The organism is Saccharibacillus sp. JS10, from assembly GCF_024436065.1.
Classification (GTDB): domain Bacteria; phylum Bacillota; class Bacilli; order Paenibacillales; family Paenibacillaceae; genus Saccharibacillus.
Genome location: NZ_JANFNS010000001.1, coordinates 943,870 through 957,081 on the forward strand (window position 1 = coordinate 943,870; position 13,212 = coordinate 957,081).

Below are 13,212 nucleotides of genomic sequence, written 5' to 3' on the forward strand. Positions count from 1 at the left end.
TCGGAAGGAGGTCGTTTCATGAATCGTAGGCGAAGCGGATTTGCTGTTTCATTTATTGTGATCTTATTATGCCTGCTTTTTGTGCTACTTCCGGATGTTCGTCTGTCCACTTCCGAAATCATTGCTTCAGAAGCTGAGTTTCATCATACCGCTTACACGAAGCATCATTACGATATGCCGTCCTCTTCTTATCCTCATCTGTTATCGACTATTATAAGCGAAGCTTCGACTTTAGTATGGCTTCTTGTATTTGGTTTTGCGTTGTTATGCAGCTATGCCGATTCGCGAATTCCGATCCTATATAAACACCGGATGCTCAGGCCACTGAAATTCAGGTGTTCTTTCCTTGATTTTTTTAGCGAAAGTCACCGAATTTAACTGCTCCGGAAAGGAGGAATTTTCGATGTCTAAAGGGACACTGGATCGTACAGAAGAACACCACAAGCAAGAAGGCCTGCTCATGTTCCGCGAGTTACGTACGATTATGTACTTCACTCTCGGCTCCGTTGCTGTAATTGTTGGTCTTTCATTCTTCTTATAAGTATTTTTCGATAAAAAAGCAAAAAAAGAGCCCCGGTGCCTAGGCATCGGGGCTAAAGTCTATGTTACAGAGGGGTTGTATCGTTAATATATCCACTTAAGCTTAAATCCACCTGATAGAAACCTGAAAATCCGATTAAAATTTAAAAGCTTGCTTTCTTTTTAAAAACTATTGACACTTACCTTTAATTTGTATACTATAATTAAGAAAGTTAATACAAAAGATATTGTTCAGGAGGAATTTATTCATGTCCCACGTTCTTTTCGTTAAAGCTAATAACCGCCCAGCCGATCAATCGGCAACGGTACAACTGTACAACAGCTTCGTAGAAAGCTATAAAGCTGCTCACCCAGAAGATATGGTTACTGAACTGAACTTGTTCGAAGCTGATCTTCCTTACTACGATAATGATATGATGACTGGTCTGTTCAAAGCAGCTCAAGGCATGGAAGCAACTGCTGAAGAACAACGCCTTGCGGGTCTGGCTAACACTTACCTGGATCAATTCCTGGGCGCTGACAAAGTCGTATTCGCATTCCCGCTGTGGAACTTCACGATTCCAGCTCAATTGCTGACTTACCTGTTCTACCTGAACCAAGCAGGTAAAACGTTCAAGTATACAGCTGAAGGCCCTGTAGGTCTGGTTGAAAACAAAAAAATCGCTCTGCTTCAAGCACGTGGCGGCGTTTACTCCATCGAGCCTATGAACGGCATGGAAATGTCTTTGAACTATGTTCAAAACGTTCTGGCATTCTGGGGTATCCAAAACCCAGAAGTTGTTGTGATCGAAGGACACAACCAATTCCCAGATCGCGCAGCTTCGATCATCGAAGAAGGCGTGAACAAAGCGGCTGAATTGGCTGCAAAATTCTAAGACCTCTTTTTTACAAAAAGCTCCGCTTCGGCGGGGCTTTTTTTGAGTTTTTATGTTTAGAAATCATAAAAAAAGCTTCGTTCATAAAGAACGAAGCTTTCAAAATAAAGCTGCATCTTCCCAAAAAAGATGTCGAGCTAACTATATAAGACAAAGGTGTCATTGAGTTTGTGAATTACAGGTGGCCAGGAATTTCTGTGCTAGAGATGTCTTCAATAGAAAGTTCCTTCAATTCTCCCCATTTGCCAATCGTCAGCTTGCCGCCTTCAAGATCGAGTTGCGTAATTTGTCCCACAAATAATTCGTCTGAATGAAAAACTCGAATCACGACGAAATATCCGTTCGTAAAAATGCGCTGCAAATCCGCGTGCACCTTCATTACGTTCCGTTCTTCAATTTCCATATGAGTCTCCTTAATAAGGATCCACAAACGGACAGTCCGAACTGTTGAATAAGCACGGCTATCAAGTTGTACTCCTTTTGCAATATCCTAACTGTAGCACTCCCTTACGACAAAAAGCAAATTTATTTCGTACGAAAAGCGTTTCGAACTTCTAAAATCGGGTATATTAATGGGTTATAATCAGCAAGCAACACACTCCAAATATTCTAAATCGACAGGAGCGAAAAGAATGAGCAGATGGGGATCAAGGCGACGTAGAGGTTACAAATCCGGAGAAGACGATCGCGTAGAATGGATCCAGCTCTTGATCGAACTTTTCATGTGGGCTCCTAAACTCATCTTCGGCATCTTTCGTCTGATTTTGAAGCTTTTCAATTAATTAACTTCTATTCATACAAAAAACCTGTATCTACTAGGATACAGGTTTTATTTTTATTTAATTTTGAAAGTTTTATTCGCTTTTGAGTTCGCGTACCTCAATAGGAATCAGCGATTGCACAAGTTGCTCGCGATACCGTTCGTATTGTGCCGGTAATTTCAATTCAGTGCCCATCGTCTCAAACGTTTCATCGTGAGCGAATCCCGGTGGGTCGGTCGCGATCTCAAATAAAATTTCGCCGTGTTCCCGGAAATAGACCGCGTTAAAATAATTGCGATCTTGTACCGCGGTCACTACGTATCCATGATCGGCAACCCAATCTTGCCATTCACGTTGGTTGGCATCGTCCGTCGCTCTCCAAGCGATATGATGTACCGTTCCTACGCCCATCGTACCTCGCGCAGCAGGAGTCAACTTCAAGTCGATCACATTGCCTATATCCGACGTTGCACGGTAACGAGCCAAATCTCCTTCTGCTCCGATATACTCAAGTCCCATCACCGAAGTCAATAATTCCGCTGTTTTCTGTGGTTGTGTAGAAAGTAGCGTTGCTCCGCCAAATCCTTTGATAGCCGTCTGCGGCGTTACGCCTCCGAATGTCCAGCTATTGAGTTCTCCGCCTTCCCGTTCTACCAGTTCCAGACGCAGACCGTGCGGATCTTCAAATTGAAGAACCTGCTCATTGAAACGCTCTTGTTCTTGGACTTCGATTTCGAAAGAACTCAATCTTGTTTTCCAAAAAGGCAACGAACCAACTGGCACGACAAACGAAGTGACACCTACTTGCCCTGAACCGATCTGCCCTCGATACGCATTCACCCATGGGAAAAAGGTAATGATCGTTCCCGGTTTTCCGCCTTCATCGCCAAAGTACAAATGATAAGTTTCGGGATCATCGAAATTGACCGTTTGTTTAACCAAGCGAAGTCCAAGTACTCCCGCGTAAAAATCAACGTTTTGCTGAGGATGCCCGACAATCGCTGTAATATGGTGAATCCCTGCAATCTTTTGTTCCATGTTCAAAACCTCCATTTATTTTTATATAAAGAATCTTTAATTAAAAGTATTATCTTTGTAATTATACTAGTACGAATCATAAACACTGTCAATACATTCCCCGGGAAATATAGGAAAATGTCGACAAACCCGAAAAATCGGCTTACAATTTACGCAGATCTGATTATAAAGGAGCAAATGACTGACTATGCTGGAATCTTCTATAGCTACACGTTTAAAACAAGCGTTACGTTCAAGTATTGAAAATCACGAAATTGCAGGCGCCAACTTGATGGTTCTTCAGGACGGCAAAGAAATCTTTTATCATGAAGACGGGTTTGCCGATCTTAGCGACCATACTCCGATTCGGCGCGATACGATTTTCCGTCTATATTCGATGAGTAAACCCGTTACCGCAACGGCTGTTATGATGCTGATTGAACGCGGACAACTTGATTTGTTTGATCCGGTGAGTCTATACATTCCGAGTTTTAAGCAGGTTAAGGTTGAAAAACACGGGCAAACGGTCGCTCCTATGCGAGAAGTTACGATTCAAGATCTACTACATATGACTTCCGGTTTAATGTACGGCGGAGAAAATCAAACAGGTCAGTATACCGAAGCTTTATTCCAAGATACGAATGCACGTCTTCGCAGCGATACACCGGTCAGCACGTTAGAATTCGCTTCGCGTCTTGGACAAGGAACATTGGCTTTTGAACCTGGTTCTAGCTGGACTTACGGGACTTCCGCTGACGTATTAGGTGCCGTCGTTGAAGTGGTAAGCGGACAGCGTTTTGGGGAGTTTTTGCAGCAAGAACTTTTTGAACCTTTAGAGATGAAGGATACTGGATTTTGGTTATCTGAAGAACAACGCAGCCGTTTAGCGAAAACGGTTCAAAATGATGGCTCAGGCAAACTCAAACTCTATAGCGACGACCATTTAGGGATCAATCATCATTTCGATCGCGAACCTGCTTTTGAATCCGGCGGTGCGGGTCTGGCTTCGACTTTAGGCGATTATGCGAAGTTTGCGACGATGCTGCTGCAAGAAGGTCGCTGGAACGGGCATACTCTTTTACAATCGAAAACGATTCAAAAAATGACAGCACCTAGTTTGACTCCTGCTCAGCAGCAAGCTTTTGACAGTGGATATTCGGCAATCGGACATAGTTATGGCAACCAGATGCGTATCTTGACCCATTCTGGGCAATCGGGATTGATCGGGCATCAAGGCGAATATGGCTGGGACGGTTGGTTGGGCGCTTATTTCACGAATAGCCCGCAAGAAAAGCTTACTTTCTTATTCATGATCCAAAAAAGAGATGCGGGTACGCTGCCGATCACAAGAAAGTTACGTAATATCGTGTTTTCAGCTTTTTAAAAAATCAGTAAAACGCAAAAAGCTCGCTATAAGAAACGTAACGTTTCCAAGCGAGCTTTTTTTATAAGTCTGAACGTTATTTCACCAATACACTTTGGTTACGTCCCGACTCTTTGGCTTCGTATAAGGCATGGTCTGCTTTTTCAAACAATCGATCGGCAGTTACTTCCTGATCGCGTGCGGCAACTCCTAAAGAGATCGTTATTTTTTGCGGAACCGGCATTTCGCTAAGCTCTACAATAAAACGAATCTGCTCGGCAAGAGCAAAAGCTTCAGCTTCGTTATCGTGTGAAAGCAAGATGACAAATTCTTCCCCGCCATAGCGGAAACAATGACCATGCAAACCCACTTGTTCAGATAAGATCATCGCGATTTTTTTAAGCACTTCGTCCCCTTTTTGATGCCCATACGTATCGTTGATCGATTTGAAATAATCAATATCGAGAAAAACGATATAAAACTTTTTGTTTTGCTGCATCCACTCGTTCGTTAAACCTTCCAACGTTCGACGATTTAACAGACCTGTTAACGGATCATGATTGGCTTCTTTGAGCAAAAAGGCTTCCGCTTCGCGAGTTTTATTTTCCGCAAGTAAGATTGCTTCTTTGAGCATTTTCGTCTCATAGTTCCAATCTTGCACGTTCGGTACTTCTTCCGGCGCTCGACGGTTCGCCATATGCTCGATATATCGGGCAAGTGTGTAGAGCGGCATCGACAACTTATGAGAAACATACAAAGTCAACAGTAATACGAGCACGATTCCAGGCAACATGTAGAGACTCGTCTCAAACGTCGAAAGTTTTGCCGCTTGCACGACATTCTCGTACGGAGTTTGAAAAATCACACACCACCCCGTCTGATCGATCGAAGCATGACCGGCTAAATATCGATTGCCATCTGACTGCACAATAGAAGATGAACCCACGCCACCGCTTGAAAAAATATCCTGAATCGCTTGATCTGTAATTTCTTTGCCAATCAGTCTTTCGTCGGGATGGTAAATGTATTTGCCGGAGTCGTCGATGACATAAAAATAAGAACCGTCGCCTTTGGGGCTTTGCGTGCCGAGAATTTCACCTAACCGATTTTCTTCTTTTAAATAGATCGAACCGGCAAGAATCCCTTGATATACCCCGTCTGTTGAAAATAAAGGCTCGCTTACGGTCACCAAATAACGTCCAGTCGGCGCGATATAAGGAACCGAGATGGTCGGAATTTTAGCAGATAATGCTTGTAAAAGTTGCGGCGTCTTGATCCGACCATCTGTAATTCCAAGATTGGGTGAACTGTACGTTAAAATCCCGCTTGCATCGATAATAACGACTGAATTAAAAAAACCGCTCGACTTTCTAAAATAATCCAAATTGCTTTGTGTCATCTCCGGTGTTAAAGGCATAGACATCGCATAAGAAGCCGATTCTGCTAAAGATCTTTGCATATTGGCAATCGATGTGGTTCCAATTCTCGCTAGTTCTTGAGCATGGTATTCGTTTAACTGCAACGTCTGCGTCGCCAAAGCATCTCGTCCATTGATGTAACTCACAAACGAACCGACTCCCGCTGCCGAAAGCAGAATAACTACCGATAATAACCCGATCACCGTAGACATTTTGATTCCTTGTGTGACTTTTCCCGAACCCCTTTTCATAATCACGTTCTCCTCGACAGCAAGATAGCCGCCAAAGCGGTCTTTTCTTATATATCGGAAATAAAAGGTGATTTAGTTCAGTAATAGAGGAAAAAATTTCTGAGAAGGTAGTTATAAATAAATAAAATTGTTGCTTCAAGAATAATATGTATATTGTCATGTATGGTTTAAATGATCAAGTTATCCAAAAACACAAAAAAACCCTTGCGCCGCAAGGGTTTTTACCATGATGGGCCCTACAGGACTCGAACCTGTGACCAACCGGTTATGAGCCGGTAGCTCTAACCAACTGAGCTAAGGGCCCTGGTTCCAAATGCGACTGCAAAGTCGATTTGGGACAGTCTAACTGTAATTGCGGGGGCAGGATTTGAACCTGCGACCTTCGGGTTATGAGCCCGACGAGCTACCGAGCTGCTCCACCCCGCGACATTGTACAAGCTGAACATTTTGAACAGCGACAATGAATAGTATAACTTTTTTTGCCAACTTGGTCAAGATTTTTTTGAGTCCTGTAACTGTAGAACTTGAATATTAGGCGATAACGGATCGACAAAGGTCAGTGTACCGTCATCGGTGAAAGGTCCTTTTAACCAACGACTTCCATCGTTTTCCCATTGTTCTAAAGCTTGTTTCGGCGAAATCTGTCCTTGCAATACGCGTTGGAACAATTCTTTGCCTGTATTGCCGATCTGCCATAGTTGCGAATTGCTTTGCACCGCTTCTTCTTCTCGTTTTGCAATCGGCTCGGACGGACGCAGCTGGGTAAATGCTTGGCTCCGGTACCCACGTTCTTCCGCTTCCAAATCAATCGCTTGCAAACGACTTGGCATCCGGTAGACGTCATGCAGCCCCATTTCCTGAATACGCTCGCTTGTCACGAACCGGATAAATTCCCATGCTTGTTCTTTGTGTGTACTGGATGAGGCAATCGAGAACGTATCGCCAAGTTGCACGCCTGAACCGATGCCTTCTTTGCCCGGATGTACAGGTAAAGTAACCGTGCCCCATCGGAACGGCTTAAAATCGGGTATCCGATCGGCATTACGCGTTGCGGTTTGTAGATTCGCAGCATAACTGCTATCTGCAATCGTCATTGCGGTTTTTTCACCTAAAAATAGATCTCCGCCAAAAACATCATAGTGATCCGGATCAGTGCCCGGACGCAATGCCAGCGGAATCGCGCCTTGTTGACTGAGATTAGTAAGCACTGTCCAAGCGTCCAGCCATTCCGGTGTATCTACCGTCATTTGCTCCGATTCCAGATCAAAAGTCGATAATCCTAAAGGATCGGTGTAGGCACGGATCGCCCATAACGGATCTTCTTCCAATGTCTGTGTAAAAGATAAACCATATAGCGGTTCTCCTTGCTCGTCTTCGCCACTCGCTGCTCTTGCCAAAGCAAAAGCTTCATCCCATGTCATTCCGTCTTCCGGTAATTTCACATTATTTTTTTCAAACCAATCGACATTGTAATACAAAGCCGACGAAGCGTAATCTGGCGTCAGCGCGTACAGTTCCCCGTCTCCGAGATCTTTAAGCCCATTGATTGCCGCAGGAGCGAAGTCCGATTCCGACTCGCCTGTACGCTGCATATAAGGAGCTAGAGGTTCTGCCCAACCTTTTTGCGTCACAGAACGAAGCATCTCAGGATCAAGAATCCATACATCGACTTGTCCGTCCGCTAGCTTTTGTAATTCGCTTAAAGGCGTTTCTTTTTTGTAATCTTGAGCATCCGGGTCCAAATAACGGTAACGATCCGTATCAATCGCAGGAACAATCTCTATGTTTAAGTCAGGATTCATATATTCATAAATATCGGTATAGGTTTCTCGGTAATAACGATCGTCGGCGGCACCCGTCAAAATCCCGATTCGTAGCGTGCCTTGTTCATTAGATGGTTTTTGCTCTATTCCATTAGACGGTTTGCTTGGCGTTTTCCCAGACGGTTGTTCGCTACCTCCCGAAAAGCATCCCGGTAGCAAAATTACTGTCGCAAGGGCAGCCGCAATTTTTTTCCAAGAAAAATTTTTCATTCTCTTCTGCCCCTTTCATCGTCTAGGTCACATCCCCTTCTATTGGACGCATTATTTAGCAAATTAGTTGCGTAGCGAAGAATTCCATAAAGTCAGCTTACCTGATCAAGAAGATAGCGTCCAGATACCGACTAACCAAAAAAGCCGAAATCTTAAGATAAGATTCCGACTTTGGGACTGTTATTGTAGATTCGCTTTTTATTTTCCAAATTCACTTGGATTTTCGCGCCAAGATTTTAGCAGATCCATTTGGCTAGCTTGAATGGTTCCTAGTTCGAGTGCAGTCTGCATCAGAGCCGTATAATTCGATAAGGTCTGAAGCGGAACTTGTTCTTCAGCGAAAGCTTGCGTCGCAATATCCAGCTGATAACTGAAAATCGCCAGTACCGCCAGTGGCTTCGCTCCAACTTCGCGTACAGCCAAAGCCGCTTTCAGCGAACTGCCTCCGGTAGAGATCAGATCTTCGATCACGACGACTTTTTTGCCGCTTTCGATGATGCCTTCGATCTGATTTTGCTTGCCGTGCCCTTTGGCTTTATCTCGAATGTATGCCATAGGCAAATTCATTTTTTGCGCAACCCAAGCCGCGTGAGGAATACCGGCTGTTGCCGTTCCTGCAATAATTTCTACATCCGGGTAATGAGTTTTGATCAATTGGGCAAAACCGTCTGCAATCCGATCGCGGACTTCCGGGTAACTCATCGTCAAGCGGTTATCGCAATAAATCGGAGATTTGATCCCCGATGTCCAAGTAAAAGGCTCATCCGGCTTTAAAGCTACGGCTCCGATATTCAGCAGATCCGCTGCAATTTTCGCTTCCAATGTAGACTGTGTATTCATCGTGATCATCCTCCGTTTGTCGATATAAGATTAGTTCAAAGCTTGGCTCATTTGCTCTAAAATCTGAAGCGTCGCTTCTTTTGGATCGGCGGCAGCGGTAATCGGTCGTCCGACTACGATATAATCGCTGCCTCCTGAGATGGCTTCGCCCGGCGTTTTGGTACGCGATTGATCGTCTGCCGCACTTCCGGCAGGGCGAATCCCTGGCGTTACCGTTAAAAAGTCTGCTCCGCAAGCTTTCTTGATCGCTTCAGCTTCCAGAGGGCTTGCGACCACGCCATTTAGCCCGGCTTGCGCGGTCAACTGTGCATACCGAATCACGGCGTCTTCCACGGTTCCCGGAATCCCGATTTCTTGATTCATTGTCTGCTGATTCGTACTCGTTAATTGCGTAACGGCAATCACCCACGGGCGATTCAGCAAAGGGTGCGCGGCAAGTGCTTCTTCTACGCCTTGCATCGCTGCCGACATCATTGCCGACCCGCCTGCCGCGTGCACGTTGAACATATCGACGCCAAGTCTGGTAATGCTATTTGCACCGCTTTTGACGGTATTCGGAATATCGTGCATTTTCAGATCCAAAAAGACCGAATAGCCTAACGATTTGAGTTCTTGTACAAAGGTTGGACCTGCTTGATAAAAAAGCTGCATCCCGACTTTCATATAACACGGAATGCCTTCCAATTTGCGAATCAGTTCGCGCGCGGATGTATCGTCCGGGTAATCAAGTGCAACCATTAAGCGCTGCGCCAGTTGCGTTGTCGATATTGAAGTCATCAGTACCTCCATTGAATGTAAAGAAGTTTTTGCGAAAACGGATCTCTATACGCATACGAGAGGCGCCCGCAATATGCTGCATGGCGCCTGTATTCTCGTTATGCAATTAAAGGGTTTAAGACTGAACGCCTACCGGCATCGCGCGGGATGTGAAGCTCACCGTTTCTAGCATATCCAGCAGTGCAGCAACCGTGTCAAGCGACGTCATGCAGACTACGCCGTTTTCGACCGCTTCACGGCGGATACGGAATCCGTCGCGTGCTGGCGTTTTGCCTTTCGTAAGCGTGCTGAATACGAAGTTGGCTTCGCCGTTACGGATTTTGTCCAAAATATTCGGTTCGCCTTCGCTTAGCTTGTTCACTCGCGTTACCGGAATACCTGCTTCTTCGAGAGCTTTAGCCGTACCGCCTGTTGCCATCAGCGAGTAGCCAAGCGTGTAGAAGCCTTGCATTAGCTTAACTGCTTCTTCTTTGTCTTTGTCGGCTACCGTCACAATGATCGAACCGGTAGAAGGAATCTTCATTCCGGCACCAACCAGACCTTTGTACAGGGCTTTCGCATAATGCTTATCGCGTCCCATGACTTCGCCTGTCGATTTCATTTCCGGTCCAAGCGTAGGTTCTACGCGGCGCAGCTTCGCGAACGAGAACACCGGAACTTTGACCGCGACTTGTTCGCTTTCTTTCCAAAGACCTTCTGTATAATTCAGATCCGCAAGTTTCACACCCAGAATCGCTTGAGTCGCAAGATTCGCCATCGGAATATCGGTCACTTTGCTCAAGAAAGGTACGGTACGCGACGAACGTGGGTTAACTTCGATCACGTAAACTTCATCTTGGAAGATGACGAATTGGATATTCACCAAGCCGATTGTTTTCAGTTCTTTTGCGATACGAATCGTAGTATCGACCACTTTGTCTTTCAGAGCTTGCGACAAGTGTTGCGGCGGATACACAGCGATAGAGTCGCCGGAGTGAACCCCTGCACGTTCGATATGTTCCATGATGCCCGGAACCAGTACCGTTTCGCCGTCGCAAATCGCATCGACTTCAACTTCTTTGCCCAGCATATAACGGTCGATCAGTACCGGATGCTCTGGGTTGACTTTAACCGCTTCTACCATGTAGCTCAGCAACTCTTCATCCGAGTATACGATTTCCATCGCGCGTCCACCCAAGACATACGAAGGGCGCACCAGCACCGGATAGCCCAGACCTTGAGCCGTTTCTACGGCTTGATCGATCGAAGTGACCGTTTTACCTGCAGGTTGTGCAATATTCAATCTTGAGAGCAGCGCTTCAAAACGTTTGCGATCCTCGGCTTCGTCGATGCTATCCAGCGAAGTACCAAGAATGTTCACGCCTGCGTCTTGCAGAGGCTTCGCTAAGTTGATAGCAGTCTGACCGCCGAATTGTACGATAACGCCGATCGGTTGTTCTTGCTCAATCACGTTCATTACATCTTCGAAGAACAGCGGCTCGAAGTACAGACGATCCGAAGTGTTAAAGTCTGTCGATACCGTCTCCGGGTTGTTATTGATAATAACCGCTTCGTAGCCGGCTTTGCGAATTGCCCATACCGCGTGTACCGTCGAGTAGTCGAATTCGATCCCTTGACCGATTCGGATCGGACCCGAACCCAGCACGATAATTTTCTTTTTATCGGTTTGAATGACTTCGTTTTCTTGCTCGTACGTCGAGTAGTAGTAAGGCGTCTCGGATTCGAACTCCGCTGCGCAAGTATCGACCATTTTGTATACCGGAACCAGTCCGATTTCTTTGCGGTATGCACGGATTTCTGCTTCTTTGGTGAACTTGCCGCCTTCGCGGTTTTGAGCACGCAGCTCTGCAATCGCGCGGTCGGTGAAGCCCATTCTTTTTGCGTCGTACAGTAATTCGTCTGTCAGTTCGTCTGTTTCTGCAAGGACAGCTTCGTAAGCAATGATGCGTTCGATTTTATCAAGGAACCACCAGTCGATTTTCGTCAGATCTTGAATCATTTCCAGGTTATAACCGCGGCGGAAAGCTTCGGCAACCAAGAACATCCGCTCATCGTCCGGTTTCATCAGGCGCGAATCCAATTCTTCTTGCGACAATTCGTTTGCGCCTTTGAGCAAGATGCGATGGGTTCCGATCTCCAGCGAACGAACCGCTTTATGAATCGATTCTTCGAAGGTACGGCCGATTGCCATCACTTCGCCGGTTGCTTTCATTTGCGTACCCAGTTTACGGTTGGCGCGAGTAAATTTATCGAACGGCCAACGCGGGATTTTCGAAACGATATAGTCCAAAGTTGGCTCGAAGCAAGCGTAAGTTTGACCGGTTACCGGGTTAACCAGTTCGTCAAGTGTGTAGCCCATCGCGATTTTCGCTGCCATTTTTGCAATCGGATACCCTGTTGCTTTGGAAGCCAGTGCCGAAGAACGGCTGACACGTGGGTTTACTTCGATGACATAGTATTGGAAACTGTGCGGATCGAGTGCGAATTGAACGTTGCAGCCACCTTCGATATTGAGCGCGCGGATAATTTTTAGCGACGCAGAGCGCAGCATTTGATATTCGCGGTCAGACAGCGTCTGACTTGGTGCTACGACGATGCTGTCGCCGGTATGTACACCGACCGGATCGAAGTTTTCCATATTACATACGACGATACAGTTATCGTTCGCATCGCGCATCACTTCGTATTCGACTTCTTTCATTCCTGCGATACTGCGCTCTACCAGACATTGTCCGATCGGGCTGTAACGCAGACCCGAAGCGACGATCTCGCGCAATTCTTCTTCGTTCGCGCAAATACCGCCGCCGGTTCCGCCCAATGTGTAAGCCGGACGAACGATGATCGGGTACCCAATCTCATTTGCAAAATCAAGCGATTCTTGAAGCGTAGTCACGATCACGCTATCCGGTACCGGTTGTTCCAATTCGCGCATCAGTTCGCGGAACAAATCGCGGTCTTCCGCTTTTTCGATCGAATGAAGCTGAGTGCCGAGCAATTTCACGTTCTCGCTTTCGAGTACGCCAGCGCGTGCTAATTCGACTGCCATGTTCAGACCTGTCTGACCGCCGAGTGTTGGCAGCAAGCCGTCTGGGCGTTCATGACGAATGATCTGAGTCACGAAATCCAATGTGATCGGTTCGATATAGACTTTATCCGCCATATTCGTATCGGTCATGATCGTAGCCGGGTTGCTGTTGATCAGAATAACCTCGACGCCTTCTTCTTTTAACGCCTGGCAAGCTTGTGTACCTGCATAGTCGAATTCAGCGGCTTGACCGATCACGATCGGCCCGGAGCCAATCACCAGAATTTTTTTGAGTTTATCATTTTTAGGCAT

The 13,212-nt window shown here is 46.0% G+C and carries 11 protein-coding genes and 2 tRNA genes; 4 read left to right on the forward strand and 9 right to left on the reverse strand.

The window, feature by feature from the left end; genetic code table 11:
• Window positions 1-18 precede the first annotated feature (18 nt).
• From NOM90_RS04300 to NOM90_RS04310, 3 genes are all read left to right on the forward strand, one after another.
• Window positions 19-378 (forward strand): hypothetical protein, encoded by a 360-nt coding sequence (locus tag NOM90_RS04300; protein WP_255940228.1) that lies wholly within the window; start codon window positions 19-21, stop codon window positions 376-378.
• A 25-nt stretch (window positions 379-403) separates the two neighbouring features.
• Window positions 404-541, forward strand: coding sequence for a hypothetical protein (locus tag NOM90_RS04305; protein ID WP_255940231.1), 138 nt, complete (start codon window positions 404-406; stop codon window positions 539-541).
• Between the two features lie 247 nt (window positions 542-788).
• The gene (locus tag NOM90_RS04310) at window positions 789-1,415 is read left to right on the forward strand and encodes an FMN-dependent NADH-azoreductase (RefSeq protein WP_255940232.1); all 627 of its coding nucleotides are present in this window, start codon (window positions 789-791) and stop codon (window positions 1,413-1,415) included.
• A gap of 175 nt (window positions 1,416-1,590) precedes the next feature.
• On the opposite strand, the gene NOM90_RS04315 is transcribed toward NOM90_RS04310, so the two are convergent.
• Both NOM90_RS04315 and NOM90_RS04320 read right to left on the reverse strand, forming a co-directional pair.
• Window positions 1,591-1,818, reverse strand: coding sequence for a hypothetical protein (locus NOM90_RS04315; RefSeq protein WP_255940233.1), 228 nt, complete (start codon window positions 1,816-1,818; stop codon window positions 1,591-1,593).
• Between the two features lie 451 nt (window positions 1,819-2,269).
• Window positions 2,270-3,214 carry a ring-cleaving dioxygenase gene (locus tag NOM90_RS04320; RefSeq protein ID WP_255940235.1) on the reverse strand — a complete coding sequence of 315 codons (945 nt, stop codon included), beginning with the start codon at window positions 3,212-3,214 and terminating at the stop codon, window positions 2,270-2,272.
• Window positions 3,215-3,401: 187 nt separating this feature from the next.
• Between NOM90_RS04320 and NOM90_RS04325 the strand changes: the two genes are divergently transcribed.
• On the forward strand, window positions 3,402-4,577 hold the full coding sequence (locus tag NOM90_RS04325; RefSeq protein WP_255940237.1) for a serine hydrolase domain-containing protein: 1,176 nt from the start codon (window positions 3,402-3,404) through the stop codon (window positions 4,575-4,577).
• 76 nt (window positions 4,578-4,653) lie between these two features.
• On the opposite strand, the gene NOM90_RS04330 is transcribed toward NOM90_RS04325, so the two are convergent.
• The 7 genes from NOM90_RS04330 to carB all read right to left on the reverse strand — a co-directional run bounded on the left by NOM90_RS04330 (window position 4,654) and on the right by carB (window position 13,212).
• Window positions 4,654-6,225, reverse strand: a complete 1,572-nt coding sequence (locus tag NOM90_RS04330; RefSeq protein ID WP_255940239.1) for a sensor domain-containing diguanylate cyclase — start codon at window positions 6,223-6,225, stop codon at window positions 4,654-4,656.
• Window positions 6,226-6,455: 230 nt separating this feature from the next.
• A tRNA-Ile gene (locus NOM90_RS04335) sits at window positions 6,456-6,529 on the reverse strand.
• Between the two features lie 48 nt (window positions 6,530-6,577).
• Window positions 6,578-6,651, reverse strand: a tRNA-Met gene (locus NOM90_RS04340).
• Window positions 6,652-6,716: 65 nt separating this feature from the next.
• Entirely contained in the window at window positions 6,717-8,258 is a 1,542-nt protein-coding gene (locus tag NOM90_RS04345; protein WP_255940240.1) for an ABC transporter substrate-binding protein, read from the reverse strand.
• A gap of 198 nt (window positions 8,259-8,456) precedes the next feature.
• Window positions 8,457-9,098 carry an orotate phosphoribosyltransferase gene (gene pyrE, locus NOM90_RS04350; RefSeq protein ID WP_305120897.1) on the reverse strand — a complete coding sequence of 214 codons (642 nt, stop codon included), beginning with the start codon at window positions 9,096-9,098 and terminating at the stop codon, window positions 8,457-8,459.
• A 30-nt stretch (window positions 9,099-9,128) separates the two neighbouring features.
• Window positions 9,129-9,875, reverse strand: coding sequence for an orotidine-5'-phosphate decarboxylase (pyrF, locus tag NOM90_RS04355; protein ID WP_305120898.1), 747 nt, complete (start codon window positions 9,873-9,875; stop codon window positions 9,129-9,131).
• 115 nt (window positions 9,876-9,990) lie between these two features.
• Window positions 9,991-13,212 carry a carbamoyl-phosphate synthase large subunit gene (gene carB / locus NOM90_RS04360; protein WP_255940242.1) on the reverse strand — a complete coding sequence of 1,074 codons (3,222 nt, stop codon included), beginning with the start codon at window positions 13,210-13,212 and terminating at the stop codon, window positions 9,991-9,993.